23 protein-coding genes are annotated in these 21,949 nt (G+C 71.5%); 10 read left to right on the top strand and 13 right to left on the bottom strand.

The window, feature by feature from the left end; translation table 11 throughout:
- Positions 1 to 24 precede the first annotated feature (24 nt).
- The 5 genes from OG302_RS37205 (at position 25) to OG302_RS37185 (ending at position 3,483) form a co-directional block, all read left to right on the top strand.
- Positions 25 to 204, top strand: a complete 180-nt coding sequence (locus tag OG302_RS37205; RefSeq protein WP_371530813.1) for a hypothetical protein — start codon at positions 25 to 27, stop codon at positions 202 to 204.
- 162 nt (positions 205 to 366) lie between these two features.
- Positions 367 to 1,935 carry an FAD-dependent oxidoreductase gene (locus OG302_RS37200; protein WP_371530812.1) on the top strand — a complete coding sequence of 523 codons (1,569 nt, stop codon included), beginning with the start codon at positions 367 to 369 and terminating at the stop codon, positions 1,933 to 1,935.
- A gap of 23 nt (positions 1,936 to 1,958) precedes the next feature.
- Complete coding sequence (locus OG302_RS37195) at positions 1,959 to 2,444, top strand: flavin reductase family protein (RefSeq protein ID WP_371750349.1); 486 nt, start codon at positions 1,959 to 1,961, stop codon at positions 2,442 to 2,444.
- Positions 2,445 to 2,480: 36 nt separating this feature from the next.
- Entirely contained in the window at positions 2,481 to 2,822 is a 342-nt protein-coding gene (locus tag OG302_RS37190) for a hypothetical protein (protein WP_371530811.1), read from the top strand.
- A gap of 16 nt (positions 2,823 to 2,838) precedes the next feature.
- Positions 2,839 to 3,483: an endonuclease gene (locus OG302_RS37185; protein WP_371530810.1), complete on the top strand. Its 645-nt coding sequence runs from the start codon at positions 2,839 to 2,841 to the stop codon at positions 3,481 to 3,483.
- Positions 3,484 to 3,522: 39 nt separating this feature from the next.
- Here OG302_RS37185 and OG302_RS37180 read toward each other — a convergent pair whose 3' ends face one another.
- The 11 genes from OG302_RS37180 to OG302_RS37130 all read right to left on the bottom strand — a co-directional run bounded on the left by OG302_RS37180 (position 3,523) and on the right by OG302_RS37130 (position 15,960).
- On the bottom strand, positions 3,523 to 4,044 hold the full coding sequence (locus tag OG302_RS37180; RefSeq protein WP_371530809.1) for a hypothetical protein: 522 nt from the start codon (positions 4,042 to 4,044) through the stop codon (positions 3,523 to 3,525).
- On the bottom strand, positions 4,041 to 5,042 hold the full coding sequence (locus OG302_RS37175) for a thymidylate synthase (RefSeq protein ID WP_371530808.1): 1,002 nt from the start codon (positions 5,040 to 5,042) through the stop codon (positions 4,041 to 4,043). Before OG302_RS37175 ends, OG302_RS37180 begins: the two co-directional genes overlap by 4 nt.
- An 11-nt stretch (positions 5,043 to 5,053) precedes the next feature.
- Positions 5,054 to 5,671 carry a class I SAM-dependent methyltransferase gene (locus tag OG302_RS37170; protein WP_371530807.1) on the bottom strand — a complete coding sequence of 206 codons (618 nt, stop codon included), beginning with the start codon at positions 5,669 to 5,671 and terminating at the stop codon, positions 5,054 to 5,056.
- An 88-nt stretch (positions 5,672 to 5,759) separates the two neighbouring features.
- Entirely contained in the window at positions 5,760 to 7,640 is a 1,881-nt protein-coding gene (locus OG302_RS37165) for a hypothetical protein (RefSeq protein ID WP_371530806.1), read from the bottom strand.
- Positions 7,641 to 7,760: 120 nt separating this feature from the next.
- The gene (locus tag OG302_RS37160) at positions 7,761 to 9,026 is read right to left on the bottom strand and encodes an MFS transporter (protein WP_371530805.1); all 1,266 of its coding nucleotides are present in this window, start codon (positions 9,024 to 9,026) and stop codon (positions 7,761 to 7,763) included.
- Between the two features lie 88 nt (positions 9,027 to 9,114).
- Positions 9,115 to 10,362: an ATP-dependent carboxylate-amine ligase gene (locus tag OG302_RS37155; protein WP_371530804.1), complete on the bottom strand. Its 1,248-nt coding sequence runs from the start codon at positions 10,360 to 10,362 to the stop codon at positions 9,115 to 9,117.
- On the bottom strand, positions 10,359 to 11,537 hold the full coding sequence (locus tag OG302_RS37150) for a DegT/DnrJ/EryC1/StrS family aminotransferase (protein ID WP_371530803.1): 1,179 nt from the start codon (positions 11,535 to 11,537) through the stop codon (positions 10,359 to 10,361). Before OG302_RS37150 ends, OG302_RS37155 begins: the two co-directional genes overlap by 4 nt.
- Positions 11,534 to 12,700 (bottom strand): arginine 2,3-aminomutase, encoded by a 1,167-nt coding sequence (blsG, locus tag OG302_RS37145; RefSeq protein WP_371530802.1) that lies wholly within the window; start codon positions 12,698 to 12,700, stop codon positions 11,534 to 11,536. The genes OG302_RS37150 and blsG overlap by 4 nt, the downstream gene beginning before the upstream one ends.
- 35 nt (positions 12,701 to 12,735) lie before the next feature.
- Positions 12,736 to 13,638: a CGA synthase-related protein gene (gene blsF, locus OG302_RS37140; RefSeq protein WP_371530801.1), complete on the bottom strand. Its 903-nt coding sequence runs from the start codon at positions 13,636 to 13,638 to the stop codon at positions 12,736 to 12,738.
- Positions 13,626 to 14,612: a cytosylglucuronate decarboxylase gene (blsE, locus tag OG302_RS37135; RefSeq protein ID WP_371530800.1), complete on the bottom strand. Its 987-nt coding sequence runs from the start codon at positions 14,610 to 14,612 to the stop codon at positions 13,626 to 13,628. Before blsE ends, blsF begins: the two co-directional genes overlap by 13 nt.
- The gene (locus OG302_RS37130; protein WP_371530799.1) at positions 14,605 to 15,960 is read right to left on the bottom strand and encodes a hydroxymethylcytosylglucuronate/cytosylglucuronate synthase; all 1,356 of its coding nucleotides are present in this window, start codon (positions 15,958 to 15,960) and stop codon (positions 14,605 to 14,607) included. The genes blsE and OG302_RS37130 overlap by 8 nt, the downstream gene beginning before the upstream one ends.
- A 635-nt stretch (positions 15,961 to 16,595) precedes the next feature.
- Between OG302_RS37130 and dhaK the strand changes: the two genes are divergently transcribed.
- From dhaK to OG302_RS37115, 3 genes are all read left to right on the top strand, one after another.
- On the top strand, positions 16,596 to 17,588 hold the full coding sequence (dhaK, locus tag OG302_RS37125) for a dihydroxyacetone kinase subunit DhaK (protein WP_371530798.1): 993 nt from the start codon (positions 16,596 to 16,598) through the stop codon (positions 17,586 to 17,588).
- A 77-nt stretch (positions 17,589 to 17,665) separates the two neighbouring features.
- Positions 17,666 to 18,274 (top strand): dihydroxyacetone kinase subunit DhaL, encoded by a 609-nt coding sequence (gene dhaL, locus OG302_RS37120; protein ID WP_371530797.1) that lies wholly within the window; start codon positions 17,666 to 17,668, stop codon positions 18,272 to 18,274.
- A complete protein-coding gene (locus tag OG302_RS37115; protein ID WP_371530796.1) occupies positions 18,267 to 18,677 on the top strand; it encodes a PTS-dependent dihydroxyacetone kinase phosphotransferase subunit DhaM in 411 nt (136 codons plus the stop codon). The genes dhaL and OG302_RS37115 overlap by 8 nt, the downstream gene beginning before the upstream one ends.
- A gap of 4 nt (positions 18,678 to 18,681) precedes the next feature.
- On the opposite strand, the gene OG302_RS37110 is transcribed toward OG302_RS37115, so the two are convergent.
- Positions 18,682 to 19,419 carry a glycoside hydrolase family 75 protein gene (locus OG302_RS37110; protein WP_371530795.1) on the bottom strand — a complete coding sequence of 246 codons (738 nt, stop codon included), beginning with the start codon at positions 19,417 to 19,419 and terminating at the stop codon, positions 18,682 to 18,684.
- Positions 19,420 to 19,654: 235 nt separating this feature from the next.
- Between OG302_RS37110 and OG302_RS37105 the strand changes: the two genes are divergently transcribed.
- Together OG302_RS37105 and OG302_RS37100 are read left to right on the top strand one after the other, a co-directional pair.
- Positions 19,655 to 20,632, top strand: a complete 978-nt coding sequence (locus OG302_RS37105; RefSeq protein WP_371530794.1) for a fibronectin type III domain-containing protein — start codon at positions 19,655 to 19,657, stop codon at positions 20,630 to 20,632.
- A gap of 175 nt (positions 20,633 to 20,807) precedes the next feature.
- Positions 20,808 to 21,320, top strand: coding sequence for a hypothetical protein (locus OG302_RS37100; RefSeq protein ID WP_371530793.1), 513 nt, complete (start codon positions 20,808 to 20,810; stop codon positions 21,318 to 21,320).
- 75 nt (positions 21,321 to 21,395) lie between these two features.
- Here OG302_RS37100 and OG302_RS37095 read toward each other — a convergent pair whose 3' ends face one another.
- Positions 21,396 to 21,935, bottom strand: coding sequence for a PadR family transcriptional regulator (locus tag OG302_RS37095; protein ID WP_371530792.1), 540 nt, complete (start codon positions 21,933 to 21,935; stop codon positions 21,396 to 21,398).
- Between the last annotated feature and the right edge of the window lie 14 nt (positions 21,936 to 21,949).

The following is a 21,949-nucleotide window of genomic DNA, read 5'->3' as shown; positions in this document are numbered from 1 at the left end:
TCGGCCCTCACGAGGAGTGAACTCATGGGCAAGCAAAAGCGGTCCGTCGATCCGTCCCGCCAGGCCCCCGCCCGGCAGGAGCCCCCGCAGCGGGGCCGTCGCGAGCAGGACCCGGCGCAGCCGGGTCGGCGCCGCGAGCAGGAGCGCGAGCAGGGCGACGCGCGCACCCAGCAGCGGCAGGGCATGGACGACGACCTGGTCTGACACACGGACCGCGCATGCCCCGAGGGGCGCACCCAAGCGCTTGGGTGCGCCCCTCGGCAGTACGTGAGACGCGGACATCCGAACACCGAGATGAGACTCCTCGACCGGGGTACCCGTCCGTGTCAGCGCCGCAATGACCACGGACCGGTCCCAGGAGAAGACATGACCACGCAACGCCGGACAGTTGACGAGTCGTACTGGATCGCGACCACGCCCGACACCGGGTACCCGACTCCCGACACGGATCTGACGGCGGACGTCGCGGTCATCGGCGGCGGCATCGCCGGGCTGTGCACCGCCTGGGACCTGGTCCGCGCCGGTCTCGACGTCGTCGTCCTGGAGGCGGACCGGATCGCCGCGGGCGTGAGCGGATACACGACTGCCAAACTGACCGCCGCGCACGGCATCCGCTACGCCGCTCTCGAGGCGAAGCACGGCGCCGACGACGCGCGGCTGTACGCGCTCTCGCAGCAGGAGGCGGTCGAGCGGACCGCGGCCCTCTGCGCCGAGCTGGACATCGACGCCGAGCTGGAGCACGCCCCCGCCTTCACCTACGTACAGGACCCCGCACGCGTCGACGAGCTGCGGCAGGAGGCAGCCGCCGCACGGCGGGCCGGACTCGACGCGTCCTTCACGACCGAGACGGAGCTCCCCTTCGACATCGCGGGCGCGGTACGCGTCGAGGGCCAACTGCAGTTCCATCCACGGAAGTTCCTGCTTGCCCTGGCCGAGCACATCACCCGGGCAGGCGGACGCATCTTCGAACGTGCCCGGGTCACCGGGCTGCACGACGGCGCCCGCTGCCGGCTGACCACGGAGTCCGGCAGCACGGTCGAGGCACGCGACGCGGTCATCGCCACGCACTATCCGGTCTTCGACCGCACCCTGCTCTTCACCCGGATCAAGCCCCGGCGTGAGCTGGTGATCGCGGCGCCCGTGCCGTCGGACGCGGCGCCCGCGGGCATGTACATCACCCCGGAGGGCGGCACCCGTTCGCTGCGCAGCGCCCCCTACGACGACGGGCGGCGGCTGCTCATCGTCACCGGGGAATCGTTCGAACCGGGCGCGGGCGGCGTGCGCGGACGGTACGACCGGCTCGAAGCCTGGGCACGCGAACACCTGCCGCACTTCGCCGAGAAGGGCGAGACCTACCGGTGGGCGGCGCAGGACAACGACTCCGCCGACCAGCTGCCCTACGTCGGCCATGCCCACCCCGGCACCCAGCACCTCTTCGTCGCCACCGGCTTCGGCGGCTGGGGCATGAGCAACGGCGTGATGGCGGGGCACCTGCTCACCGCCCATATCGCGGGCGGACCGCGACCGGCCTGGACCGATCTGTACGACCCGCGGCGGCTGCCACCGATCCGCGACGCGGGCCAGGTCGCCTCCTACCAGGCGTCCGCGGCGAAGCACTTCGTCGGCGACCGGCTGCACACCAGCCACGTCGACGCGCTGACCGACATCCCGCCCGGCAGCGGAGCCGTCGTACGCCTGGACGGGAAGCGGTGCGCGGTCTACCGCGACGAGAGCGGGCACGCCACCGCGCTCTCCGCGCGCTGCACCCATCTGGGATGTCTGGTGCAGTTCAACGACGCGGAGCGGGCCTGGGAGTGCCCCTGTCACGGCTCGCGCTTCGGGACGGACGGCTCGGTCCTGCACGGCCCCGCCACGCGTCCCCTGGAACCGCGCGAGACCCCCGATTCCCCGGACGATCCGGGTACCCCGGCCTAGGAAAGGGCGTCGCTTTGGTGGACCTGGTGGACATGGACGTCTTCACCGACCGGCTCGACTACCCGATGTACGTGGTGACAGCGGCTGCCGACGGCGTGCCCGCCGGCTGCCTGGTCGGATTCGGCTCGCAGTGTGCGCTGGATCCGCCTCGCTTCGTGGTGTGGCTCTCCAAGGCGAACCACACGTATCTGGTGGCCCGGAACGCCGCGTACCTCGGCGTGCATCTTCTCCGGCGCGATCAGCACCAGCTCGCCCGGCTGTTCGGCGGCGAGTGCGGTGACCGTGTCGACAAGTTCGCCGACGTCCGGTGGGAGCCGCGCACGGGCGGGGCCCCCGTGCTCACCGACTCCTGCGCCTGGTGGGTCGGCAGGATCGAGCGGCACGCCGACTGGGGGGATCATGTGGGCTTCCTCCTCACCCCGGTGGAGGCGGGCGCGGACCCGCCGCCGTACGAGGAACTGATCCGCCTGAGCGACGTCACCGACCTCACCCCGGGCCACCCGGCATGATCCGGGCGGGGCGGGGCGGCAGGACTATCCTGGAGCGTGACAAGGACCAACGGCAGCCTGTGCCCTCCGCTGCTGGAGGTGGCCATGGAAGGCGAACGCCCCGGACCGCGCGCCGAGCGTCAGCCGGGCGAGCCCCCGTCGCCCACGCACCGCGCCCATCGCCTGCGCCACCTGCTCACCTACGTCTACACACCGCTCTTCCTGGCCCTGGCCGTGCTCTTCGGGGTGTGGGCGACCCAGTCCGTCAGCGGCGACCCGCCCAGCCCCTGGGCGCTGGCGGGCCTCGCGATCCTCTTCGCGATCCTGGCCCTCCTGGCCCTGGCCGTGCACTCGGCCCTGCACCACCGCCACCGGGACCACACGGGACGGCGCCACTGACACGGGAGGGGCAGACATGACCGGCCGGCAGGCTGTGATGCGGGAACTGCTCGCATCCTCCGGACAGACGTACGCGGCCGAGGCGGGCATCCGGCTGGCCGACACTCCCCAGCCGCTGTACCGCACGCTCGTCCTGTCCTGCCTGCTCAGCGCCCGGATCCGGGCATCCGTAGCGGTGGCGAGCACCCGCGCGCTGTACGAGGCCGGGATGCGGGGTCCCCGGCAGATGGCCGACGCGTCCTGGCAGCAGCGGGTCGACGCACTGGGGCGCGGCGGCTACCGGCGCTACGACGAACGGACGGCGACCCAGCTCGGCGACGGCGCCCGGCTGGTCCTCGACGAGTGGGGCGGAGACCTGCGCAGGGTGCGCGAGCAGGCCGACGGCGACGCGGCGGCCCTGAAGCGGCTGCTGCGCCGGATGCCGGGCCTCGGCCCGACCGGCGCGGACATCTTCCTGCGCGAGGTGCAGGACGTATGGACCGAGTACGCGCCCTGCTTCGACGCCAAGGTGCTCCAGGGCGCCGAGCGCCTGGGGCTGCCCCGGGACACGTCCGCGCTGCTGCGGCTCGCGGGCGACGAGAAGCCGGGCGTGACCGCCGCGGCGCTCGTCCGCGCCGCCCTCGGATCACGGCGCTCCGCGTCCCGCGCCGCTCACCCCTGACAGAGGCCCCCGTCAGTTCGCTGACGGGGGCTCCCTGGCTCAGTGGCTCCGGTCCGCCGCCTCCCGCCGGCGCGAGACCGCGCGCCGTACCGCCTCGTCGATGTCGGGGAGCGCCGTCTCCAGGTCGCTGAAGACCACGTACTCGACCGTTGCCACCGCGTGCAGTCCGCGGACGAGGAACGCGTACTCCTGGCCCTCCTCCAGCAACAGCACGATCGGTTTGTCGAAGGCGCTGGCCCAGCCCATCTCGATGTGCGTGCCGGGAGAGGCGGGGAGTCCGGGGAAGCCCACGAACACGTCGGCCTTCCGGATCTCCTCCTGGTCGAGCGGGGTGCACTCGGCGGGCGCCATCAGTTCGGCGCCCCACGCCTCACGGCGGTGTGCGTTGTGGACGCTGAACCCGTGCCCCTCGAAATGCTCGATCAAGGAGGCGAAGGGTGCCCGCGTTCCCGACGGCATCTCGCCGGTGGCCGGATCGAGCAGCTGGAGGAAGGGCCCGGCGAGGAACAGGGTGTTGACGCCGAGCTCACCTGCGAGCTCACGGGCGGGAGTCATGGTCATGCGGAGACCTCCTGGTCGGCAGTGGAACGGGGCCATCGGCACAGCATCATCCGGCGGTACAGGGGCGGGAGTTCGTCGAGCAGCTCACGGTCCGTACCGGCCTCGAAGGTCAGTTGACGGTGCAGCTCGAAGAGCCCGGTCACGTCCTGCCAGTAGCGGGGCAGGTCCAGGGCGCGCAGCGCGGCGGGGCCGAGCCGGAGCCGGTTCGCGCGCAGTTGTGCCTCGATCCGCAGCACGTCGCGCACGTGCGGCCAGTTGTCCCCCGCGGGCATCGTGGGGAAAGGCTCCGGGCCGGTGTCGTCCGCGCCCTCCCGCAGGACGCGTTCCACGAGCGGGGCGTCGCTGTCGTACACATGCAGGGAGCCCACCTGGTGGACGTAGCTCCCGACCTCGGCACCCAGCTGCCTGGCGAGCATCTCCAGGAGGAAGGTGAAGGAGAAGACGTCGCTCACCATGCCGCGGTAGGCGTCGTTGGCGCGCATGTAGCCGACGGCGTGCAACTGCCCCTCACGGAGCATGAACTGCAGGGCGAGGGTGCACGCGACGTCGATGTTGTCAGGTTCGCGCAGCTCGCCCGGGTGGAAGATCTGCACGACCGCGCGTTTGCTGTCGGGGTCGTCGGCCAGGACGTCGATGACGCTGCGCCACTGGTCGAGGCCCGTCCCCCGGTAGTCGAATATGCGGGGTCCGTAGGCGGTGCCGGTCAGGGTGACGCCGTCGGACGAATACCTGCGGATGCTCGGCGCGTAGTGCGCGACGAGGTCGAGGCCGGCCGAACCGGACAGGTACCAGAGGGCTTCGGCGAAGTTGAAGACCAGGTTGGATCTGCGCCCCGGCAGCGCGACGTGCCGCTGGACGGGGTGCCGGACCTGGAATCCGGCGCCCAGTCGCTCACGGGACGGGAAGCCGCGCGGGGAGTTGCGGAACTCGGCGGAGAGATAGGTGCTCCGCAGCTCCGTCAGGTAGGCGTCCTCGACGGTTTCATAGGTGCTGTGCACATGGCCCCCCGTCAGTCCTTGTAGAAGCACTGGATGTACGCGTCACCCGTGGTGCCGTAGGTGTACTCGGTGGTGTCGTACGCGGTGTACGGGTGGCGCTCCACGTGGATGGTGCGGAAGTGCTGGACGTACTGCCAGCGCAGCTCGGGCTTGGTGCTGAAGAAGGGGATGAACACCCCGCCGGGGCGCAGCGCGCGGACGACCTCGGGCATGGCCCTGCGCCACAGCTCCTCGTCCTTCCACACCTCCATGTCGAGGGCGGGGTCGAAGAACATCCCGTCGATGCTCTCCGACTCCAGCTCGAAGACGCGCTCGAAGAAGTTCCCCCGCTCGATGGAGAGCGTGCCGGGCAGCTTCGGGTGGCTCTGGCGGAAGAGGTCCTCGACCTCTCCGAAGAGTTCGAGGACCCGGTGGCTGCGGGTGGCGGGGTTCTCGGCGATGCGCAGGGCGGAGAGGCCGAGGCCGAGCCCCACCTCGTAGAAGTCCTTGCCGTGGCGGCAGAGCATGTCGGCGCTGGCCCACATCAGGTCGCGCTCCCAGGCCTGCATGGCCTGTTCGCCGCCGATGCTCAGTGTCACCTCGCCGTCGCGGTCGATGAGCTCGATCTCCGGTGCGGGGGTCTTCTCCATGACATCCGTCCTTCGTCCGGCCGGTGTTCCGTCCGGTAATGGGGGTCGGGTGGGCGGGTGTGGGTGCCGGGGTGATGGCGGCGCTGTCTCAGTCATGGCCGGGGACGACTCCGAAGTGCCGCCGTGCGGTCGAGACAGCGAGGTCCTGCACGGCGAAAACCGTGAAGTAGTAGGCCTGCGGTGCGGTGTCGGGCGCGAACCGCACCGTGAACACGACGTCCCTGGCCCGGTCGTCCGAGGCACGGACCTTGACCCGTGCCGGTTCCACCGTGGTGTCGTCGCGCAGATAGCTCGGCAGGAACAGACCGAGCCGTACGGGTCCGGGGCGCGCCGCGGTGAGGGAGGCGCGCACTTCGAGCACCCCGCCCTGTGCCACCTCGTCGGCGGCGTAGGCGAGCAGCTGGGGCGCTTCGGGGACACGGAAGGTCACGTCGCCGCAGCGCATGCACACCACGCAGAGCGTGTCGAGGATGTGCGGGAGCAGTCCTCGGCGCACGAACTCCTGGGCGGGGCGGCCGCAGTGGCAGACCACTTCGCGGACGTCGGGGTCCAGTGAACTGCGGTCACCGAAGTGGGCGGGGTAGTTCATGATCTCGTTCTCGGGGTTCTCCGAGACCTGTCCGGCGATCACATGGTCGAGGGACTGGAGGTCCGCCGAGAGGGACGAGCGGATCTCCTCGGGCGACTGGTCGGCGAGGTGGGTGGGCCGGGCCACCAGGAGGTCCACCTTGCGGGCGAGTTTGCCGAGGCGGGGCCGCAGGGGGTGGTTGTGCGGCAGCAGCTCCGAGGTGAGCAGCGCGGAGAGCCGGCGGCCGACCGTGAGGACGAGCGGGTCGGGCGCGTGGTCGGAGGGGGGCGGGGGCGCCGGGGTGTCCTCCGGCTGTCCGGGCAGCCCGAAGCGCATGAACGCGGGGTACGGGTGCGAGCCCGCCAGGCTGGCGTTGAGGGTGTCCACGGAGTCCGCGCCGGTGGCGGCGGCGAGCATCCAGGCGACGTTCTCGGGCCGGTCGGAGTCGTGCACGGAGACGGCCGACACGATGGTGCGGGCGGGGCTGTCGAGGGCGTTGAGCAGGAGTTGGTACTTGGGGTCGTAGAGCGCCAGGTCGGCGAGCGGGCCGCTGTTGCAGGCGCTGAGGACCAGCTCCGTCGCCTCGACCTTGTTGAGGGGGACGAGTTTGTCCTCGGGTTTGTAGCAGGGCAGTCCGTAGGCGCACCGGGGGGCGAGGACGCCCGGCAGGGCGGTCGCGGACTCGTTGAGGCCGCAGATGGTGAACTCGCCGAGGTTGATGCTGTCGTCCTTGCCGTGGCCCTGGAAGACCACGCGGCGCCACTGGGTGCCGAGGATCTCGGCCTGGATGTCGTGGCGTTCGAAGTCGCGGTCGTCGAAGACCTTGACACCGGGGAGCCGGGGCGGCCGGTCGGTGTCCGTGAACAGGCCCAGCGCGTCGAGGTCCTCGGGCAGTTGCGCGTACTGCTTGGCGATGTTCCAGGCCACCGATGCCCCGTCGCGGCCGCTCAGCAGGGAGAGGCCGCGACGGGCGTCCCGGTAGGTGGCCAGGAGCAGCGGGCGCACCGGGGCGAGGTTGAGCCGGGCGTAGGTGCCCACCAGCAGGAGTGTCCCCGGGGGCCGGTCGTGGAAGGTGTCGAGGTCGTCCTCGGTGAGCCACTCGCGTGCGAGCGGCCGGGCCAGGTCCACGACACCGTCGGCCAGTTCCGGCCGACCGAGCACGACGCCGAAGTCCAGGGGGGCCGGCCGGCGCACACCGGAGTAGAGGCGCGATGCCAGTGCCACACTGTGGACGAGATCGTCCCTGCCGTCGACCGGGACGGGGATCGGCGTCCGGTCGGGTGCGTCAAGGAACTCCCTTACTGCCGGGGCGAGATCGCCGTACTCGACCGGACTGAACAGCGCGGTGTCCGGTCGGGGGTACGGCGGCTCGTGGCTCTGTCGGGAGACGGCTGACTTCATGAAGCGTTACCTCGTGTTCTTACGCTGGCCCTGCGAGGAGTGACGTGTCGGGCGGATGACGGTTCGGGGACTGCTGGCCGGGCGAGGGCGGTGGTGGCGGGCGGGCCGCCCCCTGCCCGCTCACCGGCCACTCGCGTCGGCGGGTTCGGGGGCGGTGGCCGCGCGGCCCATAAGGCCCCGGCAGGCGAAGGCCACGCAGGCGGCGAGCAGTGACATGCCGAAGGCCGCGGCGAACACGCCCCGCGGGCCTGCCGGTTCCATGAGGAGCCCGCCCGCCTGCTGGCCCAGGGCGTCCCCCACCACCGTGGCCAGGGAGGCCCAGGTGAAGGCCTCCGTGAGTGAACTGCCGTCCGCCAGCAGGCTGACGAGGGTCATCTCGCCGGCGGAGACGAGCGCGATGGGAACGCTGCCGACGGCGAGCGCGAGGGCGAGGGTCAGCTGGTCCGTGGCGAGCAGCGGGAGTCCGGTGCCGACGGCGAAGGCGAGCACCAGGCGCGGGAAGCGCAGGTGTACCGCGACCTCGGACTGGGAGCGTCCCAGCCATACGGCTCCCAGGGCGCTGCCGATGCCCCAGCAGGCGTACACCAGGCCGGTGCTTCCCTGTGAGCCGTGGTCGTCGACGAAGGCGGGGATGGCCAGCGTCATCAGACCGACGGGCACGCTGCTGAGCGCCATGACGGCGGTCAGCGCGAGCATCGGCGACGACCGCAGGGGGCCGAGGAAGCTGCCGCGGCCGGTCTCCTTCCCCGGCTCCTTGCCCGCCGCCCGCGCCGCGCCTTCGGTGCCTTCGGGCACCCGCGTGAAGGCGAGGCCGATCGCTCCGACGCCGCCGATCACCGAGACCGCCGTCAGGGCGGTCCCGGCGGATCCCGTCAGCATCAGCGCGGCGAGCATCAACGGCGCCCCGATGACCAGGACTTCGGTGAGCAGCGCCTCCCACAGGTAGGCGGTCTCGCGTTCGTCGTCGCGCAGCGGGAGGCGCGCCCACAGCGACCGCATGCAGGCGTTCGCCGGAGGCAGGGCGATGCCGGCGAGCACCGCCAGGGCCGGCTGCGCCCAGTCGCCCGGCTCTGTCGTCCACACTAGCGCGGCGAGCGCCGCCGGGTAGATGACGCCGGTCAGCACCAGGACGGTCCTGCGGCCCCGCCGGTCGATCCGGCGGGCGATGAGCGGGCTGCCGAGCGCCATGCCGACGGTGTAGAGCGCGGAGACCAGACCGGCCTGGGCGTAGCTGCCGCCCTGTTCACGCACCACGAGCACCATGGCGAGGGACATGAGGTAGACCGGCAGCCTGGAGACCACGCTCCACCAGGCGGGTCCCGCGACCTGCCGGCGGGTGAGCAGGGCGGCGAGACGGCGGGCAAGACCGTTCGGCTTCACTTCCATGGTTCCTGTTCCGTGGTGGCCCGTTGCGGGCGTGCGGGTGCCGGCGCGCGCGGTGCGCCGGAGCGGGGCGGGCCGGTGAGGGTGCGGCTCAGTGCTGGAGCGTTCTGGCCGCCTGCGCCTGGGTGATCACTTCAATCGTGAAGGCGTCGAGCACGCCGCGCATGCGCTTTTCCACCTCGGCGATCGAGCCTCCGGTGACGTGGACGTATCCGGACGCGTTGTGCGAGGCACGGCGTGCTTCCACGAGGTCCCCTTCGCGGTATCTGAGGACGCTCTTGACCACCCCGGGCAGGCGCAGGAGTTCCTCCTCGGGCGTGATGCGCTGCACCGTCCCCGAGCCCGGCAGCGGCAGCAGCAGGTCGCCCGCGCAGCGGCGCCCGGAGTATTCGAGGGCGGGGCGGCGGCCGAGGTAGACGTCCAGCGTGGCGCCGAACACGTCGAAGCCGTAGGCGTACCCGTGGTTGGCGGTTATCTCGCAGCCCGCGAGGCGGACCCCGATCTCGCCCGCGTACACCTCGTCGCCGACGAGGAAGAACTCCATGTGCACGTATCCGTGGTCGATGCCCATGCCGGTGGCGATCCGCTGGAGCATGCCGCGCAGGTCGACCGGCGGCCCCTCGTCGGTGGCGACGCTGATGTTGGCGTTCATCGCGCCGTCGACGATGTCCAGCGGGCGGCACGGCATTGCGCTCGGCCACGCGTCGAGGACCTCGCCCCCGTGGATGAGCGCGCACACCTCCCACTCCGTGCCGCCCAGATGCTCCTCGACCAGCCAGGACCGGCTTTCGAGAGCCACGTCGGCCAGTTGCTCGGGGCCGGTGAGCCGGAAGGTGTCGACGCAGGCGAAGGAGTCCACCGGCTTCAGTACGACGGGCCAGCCGCACCCCGCGGCGAACTGCTCGATCTCGTCCGCCGTGGAGACCCGCGCGTACCGGGCGGTGCGCAGGCCCAGCTCGCGGAACCTGTCCTTCATGGCCGCCTTGTCGCGCACCCACCGCACCTGGGTCTGCCTGAGGTGTGGCAGACCCACCAGGGAGGCGAAGCGCTGGGCGATGTCCTGGCGCGGCTCGGAGGGGTTGCAGAACCGCGAGGGCGGCGCGGGCAGTTCCGCGGCCCAGGCGCGGTAGCGGGCCGCCTCGTCCGCCAGGGGCAGCCGTTCGTTCACCCAGAACGCGGGCAGGTGCGCGGTCTGCCGCAGGTACGCGTCGGTGAGGTCCTGGCGTGCGGAGGCGAACCGCAGCAGGACGAGGCGGCCGGGCAGGGCGTCCACCGCGTACCGGGTGAAGGTGGAGGCGCGGTCGTCCGCCATCAGGAGCACCGGCGGCCGCGCGTTCACGCGGTCTCCAATGCCTGCCGGACCGACTTGACCGCGAGGACCTGTTCGGCTTCGGAGAGCTCCGGTGAGAGGGGCACGCACAGGGTGCGGTCGAGGAGGTCCCGGGTGCGGGTGAATCCGTCGCGGCTGAGCGCGAGCGGCTGGTCGGGGGCGAGGTTCCAGGGGAAGCCGTCGGCGTAGAGCGAGCGCCGCCCGGCGACCACGGGGTGGTCGGGCAACAGGTATTTGTTGAGCGTCCAGTTGGCGATGCCCCGCTCGGTGAGGGCGGTCACGGCGGCGTCGCGCAGCTCCCGGCTCTCGCAGCGGAAGCGGAGGCTGATCTTCACGTCGCCCGCCGCCCGGGGCAGGATGTCGAGGCCGGCGCGGTCGGGCAGTCCCTCCATGGCGATGGCGTGGTGGCGTTCCAGGCCGGAGAGCACCTCGTCGAGGTGGCGGAACTGCTGGTACTGGATCGCCGCGACCTCTTCGCTGGTGACCAGGTTCTCGCCGTAGTAGGCGTCCTCGTTCCAGGTGGGGTAGCGGCCGGGCACCCGCGCGGAGCCGTGGTCGTGGTAGCAGCGCATGGTTTCGTACGCGGCCGGGTCGTTGGTGACGAGGAGGCCGCCCTCGCCCGAGGTCAGCACCTTGTTGTGGTGGAAGCTGAAGGTGCCCGCGTAGCCACGGGTGCCGGTGTGCCGCCCGTCGGGGAAGGTGGCGCCGAGCGCCTGCGCGCTGTCCTCGATGACGTACGGGACGCCCTCCGGCAGGGGCGCGACGGTGCCCTCCATGTGGGCGACGATGGCCCGTTGGGCACCGTCCGGGATCAGCGAGGTGTCCATGGAGAGCGATTCGTCGACGTCCACCAGGACCGGGATGAGTCCGCTGGACAGGACGGCGCCCGCCACGGCGATGAACGTGACCGCGGGTATGTGGACGACGTCACCGACGCTCGGGCGGGTGGACACCAGGGCGAGCCGCAGCGCCTCGGTGCAGTTGTGCACCGCGAGCACGTGGCCCGCGCCGAGCCGTTCCCCGACCCGCTGTTCGAGACGTGAGGCGACGCTCTCGGTCTCCGTCTGGTAGCGGAAGAGGACCCCGTGCTCGATCGCGGCACGCAGCTCGTGCATGTCCGGCCAGTCGAGGTAGTTGGCGCCGTACGGGAGGAACCGTAATCCGAGCCTTTTGTCGAGGGTCATGTCGCGTCAGCCTCCGTGATCGGGTGCACCGAGGAGTCGACCACCATCTCCTGGCCTCGGTAGTTGCGGAGCAGCAGGCCTTCGGGGGTGGGGGTGAAGTAGGGCTGGGCGATGGGGATCTTGCCGATCTTCGTCGTCAGTACGTACTGCGGTACGCCGAAGCCGGTGATGTGTCCCTGCAGGCCCTCCATGATTTCCCAGCCCTTCTCGATGGAGGTCATGAAGTGGGACACGCCGGTGACGTTGTCGCAGTGGTAGAGGTAGTAGGGCCTGACCCTGATGCGCAGCAGCTCGGTCATCAGCGTGCGCATCGTCGTGACGTCGTCGTTGACCCCGCGGAGCAGGACGGTCTGGTTCCCCACCGGGATGCCGTGGCGCAGCAGGCGGTCGACCGCGGCGGCGGACTCGGGGGTGATTTCCTTCGGATGGTTGAAGTGCGTGTTCAGCCAGACCGGGTGATAGCGCGAGAGCATCTCGCAGAACTCGTCCGTGACGCGCTGGGGCAGCAGGACCGGGAAGCGGCTGCCGATACGGATGATCTCCACGCTGGGGATCGCCCGCAGACCGGAGATGATCTCTTCCAGTTTGCCGTCGCGGTACGAGAGCGGGTCGCCGCCGGTGAGCAGCACGTCCCGGATCTCGGGGTGTTCGGCGATGTAGCGCAGGTCCTCGTCGAAGGACTCGCCCTCGTCGTCCCGGAAGTAGCTGCCGTCGACGTCGGTGGTGTGGAACTTGCGGGTGCAGTGGCGGCAGTAGACCGGGCAGGCCTCGGTGATCAGCATGATCACGCGGTCCGGGTACTTGTGCACCACCCGGTTGGTCCTGCGGTAGAACATGTCGCCGACGGGGTCGACCTCGGCGCCGCTGAACTCGGCGAGTTCACCGAGTGCGGGGACGGCCTGCTGCCGGATCGGGCAGGTGGGGTCGTCCGGGTCCATCAGGGACGCGTAGTAGGGGGTGACACTCCAGCGGTACTTGCCCGCCGATTTGTCGATGGCCCGTTCCTCGTCGGGGGTGAGGTTGATCCACTGCCGTGCCTTGTCGACGTTGGTGACACGCTTGCGCATGTGCCAGCGCCAGTCGTTCCACTCCGCTTCGGTGATCTCCGGCCGGTCCGGAACGGGGTGGCGGTCCGCGTCTGTGGCTCCAGGAGTGCGGGACATGGTGTCTCCAGGTTCAGCGGGGGGTGGGTGACCTGTCACAGGGGTGCGAGGGAGAGCTGGCGCAGGGTGCGAGCGACGCGCTGTGCGCCGCGCAGGTCGTCCGCGGCGGGGTCGAGCGCGGACCACGGGTCCGGTGCGCCCGCCTGCCCCGCGGCCCAGAGGGCCGGATCGCGCGGATCGGTGGCCACCGGGACCGGCACCACCTGGGTGACCCGGTCGGCCAGGTCACGCTGCCCGTCCCCGAGCGGTGGCAGGAAGGCGAGCGGCGCGCCCCGGGCCTGGGCGAGCGCCACCGCGCCCAGGGTGGGGGTGGCAAGGAGCAGTTCGGTGCCTGCGTGCAGGGCGTCGATGTCGGTGTCGGCGGCGCGTCGGACGCGTACGCCCTCCAGCGCTTCGAGCGTGTCGCGCACGCTCTCGACGCGGGTGTCGCAGACCACCTCGCAGCGCTGTGTGCGGCGCACCGCCTCGGCGGCGAGCTGCCGGAGCGGCCCGGAGACGAAGGCATCCGCCTCCCCTGCCGGGGCGTCCCAGAAGGAGATCAGGAGCAGGCTGCCGCCGCGTCTACGCCCGCGGGCCGTCCGTGCGGGCGCGAGCAGCCCGGTGGTGCGCGCGCCGCCGGGTGTCGCGGGCCACGGTCCCGGGAGCCAGCCGGGGCGGTGCACTCGGTGCAGTGCCCCGTCGGCCACGGGGTCGACGGAGGCCCGGTGTCCCGAGGACAGCCGCACGAGCGGCACCCCCAGGCCGAGGAGGCGGCGGGTGGCGGCTTCGTCGTCGCAGACCAGTGCCACGTCCGGCGGCGGCCCGTCGTCACCGGGCCCGCCCTCGCCCTCGCACTGCGCGAGTTCGGCCAGGTGCGCGGCGATGCGCCGCCCGGCGAGCAGCGAGTCGAGTTCCTCGTCCCGCGACACCAGGAGCACTCTGCGGCTCAGTACTGCCATGGTGCCGCCGTCCCGAGCCGGGCGACGTCGTCGCTGTAGCCGGCTGCCGTGGTGGAGCAGCCGCCGCACATGTCGGGTCCCCGCTCGCGGAAGAAGTCAGCGTGGGTCCGGAAGACGGGCGTGTCCAGGTGGATGGCGCCGCCTTCGCGCAGCGGGGCGCCGCCCAGGTCCTCGCCTTCCCGGTGCGGGAGACAGCTGCAGGCGTACATGCGCCCGTACTTGCCGTCGATGTAGATGACGTCGTCCACGACGTGGCACAGGGGTGCCGAGGCCCTCGGGGTCAGTGACTCCGAGAAGTAGCGCTCCTGCTCCTCGCGGGTGTCCCCGTAGAAGCGCTTGCCGAGCGGCACGAGGAGGGTGCCGGGATCGGCGTCGTAGATCGGGTCGCAGACCGCGCGCACATGGTCGGGGTCGGGGTAGGTGATGGAGCGCTCCAGCTTCAGGGCGGAGAGCTCCCACTGCTTGACGCCCGCCTCGGTGAGGACCTTCTGCAGGTCGGGCATCTCGGTGTAGTTGTGCGGTCCGACCACGGTGTTGACGCGGGGCAGGACACCGAGGGCCGCGGCGTCGCGCAGCCCCTGCAGGCCGTTGTCGAACATGCCGGGGGAACGCCGGTAGACGTCGTGCGTGGCGGCGGATCCGCCGTCGAGGCTGACGATCACCTGGGCGAGCCCCGCCTCGGCGAGGCGCGCGGCCTTCTTCGGCAGCATCATTCCGTTGGTGATCATGGACATCTTCATGCCTGCGTCCGTGCCCGCACGCACCAGTTCGACGACGTCCTTGTGCATGAGCGGTTCGCCGCCGGTGAACCGTACGTAGGCCACTCCGGCGTCACGGGCCTTGGGCAGCAGCTCGTTGAAGTCGTCGAGCGAGAAGCGGAACGTGTCACGGGAGAGCGCGAACTCGCACATGAAGCAGTCCGCGTTGCAGGCTTCCAGGATCCTGATGAAGAGATAGCGCTGACGCTCAGTCATGTACGTCGATGCCTTCCTGGAAGGTACGCGGAGCCCGGTCCCCGGCGGGGCCGGGCAGCGGCTCCCCGTCGAGTACGTCGAGCAGGATCCCGGCCACCTGTGCGGCGCCGCCGGTGCCGACCCGGGTGGCGAGGCCGCCCCATTCGGCGCCGGCCGACGCGCGCCGCAGCGCCTGGAACACGCCGTCGCGTACGGCGGCCACCGAGTGCGGCAGGTTGCGCTCCAGGGCAGCGGCGGTGATCCCCCCGTAGATGACCTGAAGGGCCGCCTCCTCGCCCTGCGACCGGCGGGCCAGGGCCTCGTCCTCGGCGAAGACCGTCGACGGCCAGACGACTCTGACGTCGGCCAGCACGGCCCTGCTGTGGAAACGGCCGTTGAAGATCTGGCTGAGGTTCTGTGGCGGCAGGCAGACCGTAGGCACCGAGAGGCTGCCCGCTTCGAGCAGGGTGGTCAGCCCCGGCGAGGTGAGCAGCAGATCGCAGGTGTCGAGCCGCTGGAGGAACTCGCCGTGCGACAGCGGTCCCGCCGTGATGCGGAGGGCGGCGTCGCTGGCCGCACAGAGCCGCGCGGCCAGCTCCGCGGGCAGGTTGCCCGCCACGTGCACCTCACGGACCCCGTACGTATCGAGGGCTTCGAGCACCGCGGGCACGACGATCTCCGGATAGCGCGTCCAGTCGGCCAGGTCGGGGGCGCGCAGGCCGCCCAGGTTCACCAGCGCGCGCCGGAACGGCTCCGGACGGCTCCGCCGGGGCTCCGGAGGGCCGGCCGGTGACACGGGCGGGGCGGCGATCACGGCTTCGACCCAGCGCAGTTCGCGTACGGAGCCGAGTACGCCGAGGCACTCCTCCGGTAACTCGACGCACTGCTGCGCGCAGTAGACGGAGACCTCCAGCGGGAGTTCGGGCAGGTCACCCTCGGTCCACAGGAACGGCAGGCTGTCCACGAACACGGTCGGCACACCCGCCGTCTCCAGGGCCACGGCCGCCGGGCCGTCGAGCACGACGACGGCCGCGTCGATCCGCTCCGCCTCCACGACCTTCGCCACGGCGTCGGCGCTCTCCTTCGCGGGAGCCCCGGCAGGCAGGTCGTACCAGCGGTCGATCGCGTGCTGGTCCAGCAGCGGCCGTCCGAGGCCGGACGCGAGACCGACGAACCTCAGCGGGCGAGGGGAGCGTTCGCGCAACGCGGCGAGGACGGCGCTCAGCTTGCCCGAGCTTCCCCAGCCGAACTCGGAGCCCGCGACGGCGACGGTGGCCCGTTCGGGTCCGGCGGTCGCGACGGGTGTGCCCGGGGCGGGGACGGGTTTCTTCCGGGCGTCTCGCGGTGACGGGGGACGTACACCATGCATCGTTCTGTCCAACTCCCTTGCTGGGGCCGGGGTGTGGCCCCGGTCGGGTGACTGCGGGGAGGGAAGTCACGTCGGGATGAAGGTGCATTCGAGCCGCGCTGCGGCGGTCGGCAGCGGCAGGATCGGGCGGGTCCTCGCGAGGACCACGGTCAGGCTGCGGGCAGGCTCTGGTGGAGCGAACCCTGCAGGAGAGGGGGCCACTCCGCTTCCCACACGATCACCCCTGCCCCCAGGTGACGCAAAGGCCACCCGGTCGCCTTCTGGCCATCGGAAAGTAATTGCTAACCGATCGCAATAAGACGCCCGCACGCCTCGCCCCCGCTCACCCGAATGACACGCCCCAAACCCCGGCACCCCTAGGGCACACGGACCGCGCACGTGGCCGCGGAGGGAGCCGGGACCCTCTCCAACAAGCCGTTTCCGAATCCGGAGACCCATGGAAGTACGACACGCAACAACGGCCGAAAGAGGCCACTGGCACATGCCCCGGCCCGGCCGCTCCGGTGTGTGATCCACTCGGCCGACGGGCACCTTCGTGCGAGGTTCGCGCATCCTGACGCCCCTGCCTTGATACTGGCCTCGGGACCGCGGATCCCAGCGGCGCCCAGCCTTGCCGATGTCACCAGGAGGTACCCGTGAAGATGCTGATCAACGTCGCGGAGACGGTCGTAGCGGACGCGCTGCGGGGCATGGCGGCCGCACATCCCGAGCTGACGGTCGACGTCGAGAACCGCGTGATCGTACGCAGGGACGCCCCGGTCGACGGGAAGGTCGCCCTCGTGTCCGGCGGGGGATCCGGCCATGAGCCGCTGCACGGCGGATTCGTGGGACCCGGCATGTTGTCGGCGGCCTGCCCCGGTGAGGTATTCACTTCCCCCGTGCCGGACCAGATGGTGCGTGCCGCGGCCGCCGTGGACAGCGGTGCGGGGGTGCTGTTCGTCGTGAAGAACTACACGGGGGACGTCCTCAACTTCGACATGGCCGCCGAGCTCGCCGAGGACGAGGGCATCCAGGTCGCCAAGGTCCTCGTCAACGACGATGTGGCCGTCACCGACAGCCTGTACACGGCGGGACGGCGCGGCACCGGCGCGACGCTCCATGTGGAGAAGATCGCCGGGGCCGCGGCCGACGAGGGCATGCCGTTGGAGCGGGTCGAGGCGATCGCACGGCAGGTGAACGAGAACGCGCGGAGTTTCGGGGTCGCCCTGAGCGCCTGCTCCACGCCCGCCAAGGGCAGCCCCACCTTCGATCTGCCGTCCGGCGAGCTGGAGTTGGGCGTCGGCATCCATGGGGAGCCCGGACGTGAGCGGCGCCCGATGATGACGTCGAGCGAGATCGCGGAGTACGCCGTGGACGTGGTGCTCGAAGACCTCCGCCCCCGGAACCCCGTGCTCGTGCTCGTCAACGGCATGGGGGCCACTCCCCTCCTCGAGCTGTACGGCTTCAATGCCGAGGTCCAGCGTGTTCTCGCCGAGCGCGGCGTCGTCGTGGCGCACACGCTGGTCGGCAACTACGTGACCTCGCTGGACATGGCGGGGGCCTCCGTCACCCTGTGTCAGGTCGACGAGGAGCTGCTGCGGCTCTGGAACGCCCCGGTGCGTACAGCGGGGCTCCGCTGGGGTATCTGATCTTCATCAGGTCCCCCGCCGTCACCACGTATCACTCGCGTCACCTTTCCAACTGTTCTACCGCGCAAGGAGTTTCCGTGCTCGATGCCGCATTCTTCCGTCAGTGGCTGACCTCGGCCGCCGCACTCGTCGACCAGGAGGCGCAGCGGCTCACCGAGCTGGACTCGCCGATCGGGGACGCCGACCACGGCAGCAATCTGCAGCGCGGGTTCGCCGCCGTGGTGACCACGCTGGAGAAGGACGGTCCTGCCACGCCGGGGGCCGTGCTCACCCTGGCTGGGCGGCAGCTCATCTCCACCGTGGGGGGCGCCTCCGGGCCGCTCTACGGGACATTGCTCCGGCGTACCGGCAAGGCTCTCGGTGGCGCCGCCGAGGTCAGCGAGCAGGAGTTCGCCGACGCGCTGCGCACCGGCGTCGACGCCGTCAGCGCGCTCGGTGGTGCGGCGCCCGGCGACAAGACCATGCTGGACGCCCTCGTGCCCGCGGTCGACGCGCTCGCGGAGTCGTTCGACGCGGCACGCGCCGCCGCCGGCGAGGGCGCCCTGGCCACGACGCCGCTGCAGGCTCGCAAGGGGCGGGCCAGTTATCTGGGCGAGCGCAGCATCGGTCACCAGGACCCCGGGGCGACCTCGTCGGCGCTCCTCTTCGACGCGCTCGCGCAGACCGCGGAGGCCCGCCGTGGCTGAAGAGAAGCTGGTCGGCATCGTCCTCGTTTCGCACAGCGGCCCCGTCGCCGAATCCGTCGCCGCCCTCGCGGTGGGGCTCGCGGGCGGCGGGACGACCGCGCCCGTGGCCGCCGCGGGCGGCACCGAGGACGGCGGCCTGGGCACCAGCTCGGAGCTCGTCGCCGCGGCCGCCGCGAAGGTGGACGGCGGTGCGGGCATCGCGATCCTCACCGACCTGGGCAGCGCGGTCCTGACCGTGAAGGCCCTGATCGCCGAGGGCGACGAGCTCCCGGAGGGCGCCCGCCTGGTGGACGCGCCCTTCGTGGAGGGCGCGGTCGCGGCGGTGGTGGCCGCGTCGGCGGGCGCCGACCTCGCGGCGGTGGAGGCCGCGGCGGCGGAGGCGTACTCCTACCGGAAGGTGTGAGCGGTCAGTTCTGCCGGAGGAACTGCCGGGCCAGCGCGTCACCTCGGGTGACCGCGGCCCGGTGGTTCTCGATGGGGGACGCCTTGGGGCCGTTGAAGACGATGTAGGTGACGCCCGCGGCGGTGCCGCCCGACCTGGGGTCGGGGCTGATGCCGAGCGACTTCGCCGCCGCGTAGGACGCCTCGCCGATGAGTTCGGTGGGCCCGGTGTCGCCGACGACGGCGTACAGGACCTTGCCCCGGTAGATCACGGCGGCCACCGAGCCGCCCGTGATGCCGTGCTTCGCGTGGCTCCAGCGGCGGCTCGGGCCCGGCACGACGACGTACGGCAGGCGCTCCGCGCTGAGCTGGCGGCCGTTGGACTCCTGGAACGCGGTGGCGTCGAGGAACAGCGGGTCCGTGCGCCGGTTGCAGGCCCTGCCCGGCCGGCCGTCGCAGTCGATGTCCATGTCGGCCTTCCAGAACACCGCGCCCCGCTTGCCGCAGACGGGGATGTTCGCGCGGGCTCCGTCGTCCGTACGGTACTTGCCGCGCGAGACCTGTTTGCAGGATCCGGTCTTGGCGAGGAGTGCGGCAGCGGACACGGACCCCTCGTGGACGGCCGGAGCAGCTGAACTCCCGTTGATCCGGGACGGCTTCCTGCCTGGTTCGCTCTCCTGCGGGTATGCCGTGGCGGGCAGGCACACGGGGGCGAGCAGGGCGGCTCCGGTGGCGACGGCGAGCGCCACGGTTCTGGTGCGCACGAGAAAAATACCTTCCCTCAGGGGCAACTGACGGCCGGTCGGCCGAGTGGCGGCCGACGGCCTGAAGCACGTGACCAGACATCCCAAGCCGTCCCGGGTCCTACACCTCGACATCGCCCAAGATCCCGACGAACGCACGCCGCACCCCGCGATCCGCACGCGTACCTCTTGATGTGCACCCGACACCTGTGTCAAATAGGTCCGGACCAATGCCGCCCGAACGGAAGGCACGCCCGTGCGACGGACCCCCCACCTGTCTGCCCTCCTGGCCGTCACCGCCTGCACCCTCACCGCCTGCGCGTGGGGCGGCGGCCAGGACGCGAAGGACGTGCGGCCCCCGGCCGCCCCCAGAGGCCTCACGGTCCAGGCGGGCAGCGCCACCACCGCCCACGTCATGTGGAACCGGGCCACGGACGACACCGGAGTCACCGGATACGACGTGTACCGGGGCGCCACCCGCGTCAAGCGCGTGCCGGGCGACAAGCACATGGTGGACGTCGTCGGCCTGAAGCCGTCCACCACCTACACCTTCACGGTCCGCGCCCGCGACGCCGAGGGGAACATCGGTCCGGCCGGCACGAAGCTGACCGTCACCACGCCCGCCGCGGCCACCGCCGACCGCAAGCCGCCCTCCCGGCCCGGCTCACCGCGCGGCACGGTCGAGGGGAGCCGGGCGGTGACGCTGTCCTGGGGAGCGTCGAAGGACGACCAGGGCGTCGCCTCGTACGAGATCTATCAGGGCACGTCGAAGATCCACAGCGTGACCGGGAGCGAGCACCGGACCCTTGTCACGGGGCTGCGGCCGGGCACCGACTACCGCTTCACCGTCAAGGCGCTCGACGCGGCCGACAATGCCTCCCCCGCGAGCCGCTCCGTCCGCCTGACCACCGCGGCGGGCCGGGACGACGGGCGGGGCACGGCGCCGACGGACTTCCGCGCGACGACCCGCCGCGCCGACGGGGCGTACTACATCGACCTGGCGTGGACGCCGCCGGACACCGGCGGCGCGGTGGCGGAGTATCAGATCCACCTCGACGGGAAGAGCGCCACCTCGCTGGTGTTCGGCGGCACGGCGCCCCGCAAGAAGGCCACACACAGCTTCTACGTCGGCAAGAAACCGGGCGACACCCACCGCGTGAAGCTCCGGGCCAAGCTCCCCGACGGGACGTGGGGCGGCTACTCCCCCGAGCGGACGGTCACCACCGGCCGATGACCTTGACACCGGGTCAGCTGTCGGCCGTACGAAGGATTCCGTCACCTGCCCGGTGGCTGTCCGCATGCGGCATCGGCGAACGGCACGTTGGCTCGTCGTCAGGTAGCACGGGCGCTTCCCTACCCTCGGCGGCGCACGGGACGTACCGCCTCCCGTGCCACCGGAGGGCAGACTCATGCGCACCACCCAGATATTCGTCCGCACCGGCCTGACCATCGCCGCCGCGGCTGCGCTTCCGCTGGCACTGACCGCTCCGTCGGCGTTCGCCGCCGCCGGAGGGATCACGGTGACCGCCACGGGATCGACGGTCACGGTGACCACGGCCGCCTGCCCCGACGGAGGCAACGCCTCGCTGTTGAGCAACGGCGAGGCGGACTTCGCCCAGGGCAGGCAAATGGAACTGACAGGCGGCAGCGCCTCCTGGCAGAACGTCAGCACCGGCGTCCATACGGTGGCCGTGATCTGCGAGGACGGCACGACGGCCGGCTCGCAGTCGGTCACCGTCGGGGCGTCGCCGACCACCTCGTCCACGAGGTCGCCGGCGCGCGGCGTCAGAGGCGGTCTCGGCGGCGGCAGCGAGGACTACGGCACGACCACCCTCGTCGCGGGCGGGGCCCTCGTGGCCCTGGCCGCGGGCGGTGGCGGCGCCTGGTACCTGCGTCGCCGCGGCGTGCGGCAACGGCTCTGATCCGGGGCCGCTGAAGCGGCTGCCGCCGGCCTCACGTCGGGCCGGCGGCAGCCGTCGTTCGCCCCGGTGGCCGTGTCAGGTCTCCGGGGCTCCGAGCTCCTCCAGCGTCTGCTCGAGCCACTGCGTCCAGAACGTCTCCAGGTCGATCCCGGCCCGCAGCACCACATGCCTCAGCCGGTCCTCCACCGCATCCTTGCCCGGCGGGAAGTCCCGCTTCTCGATCTCCTCGTACTCGGCCAACTGCTGCCGGTGCAGGGTGAGATGGCGGCGCAGGTCCGCCTCGATGCCGTCCGTGCCGACGACCGCCGCGGCCCGCAGGCGCAGCAGGAGCGTGTCCCGCAGCGGCTTGGGGTCCTGGCTGGCGGCCGTCCAGCGGGCCAGCTCGGCGCGGCCCGCGGGCAGGACCTCGTACTCCTTCTTCTGCCCGCGGGTCACCTGCTGCTGCTCCAGGGCGCGGATGGCGCCGTCCCGCTCCAGTTTCCCCAGCTCGCGGTAGATCTGCTGGTGCGTGGCCGACCAGAAGTAGCCGATCGACTTGTCGAACCTGCGGGTCAGCTCGAGCCCCGACGAGGGCTTCTCTAGCAGAGCGGTGAGGATCGCGTGCGGGAGTGACATGGCGGCCATCCTAG

The sequence above is a fragment of the Streptomyces sp. NBC_01283 genome (assembly GCF_041435335.1).
GTDB lineage: Bacteria > Actinomycetota > Actinomycetes > Streptomycetales > Streptomycetaceae > Streptomyces.
Note: the sequence above shows the minus strand (reverse complement) of the source record. Positions and strands in the feature narration are given on the sequence as shown.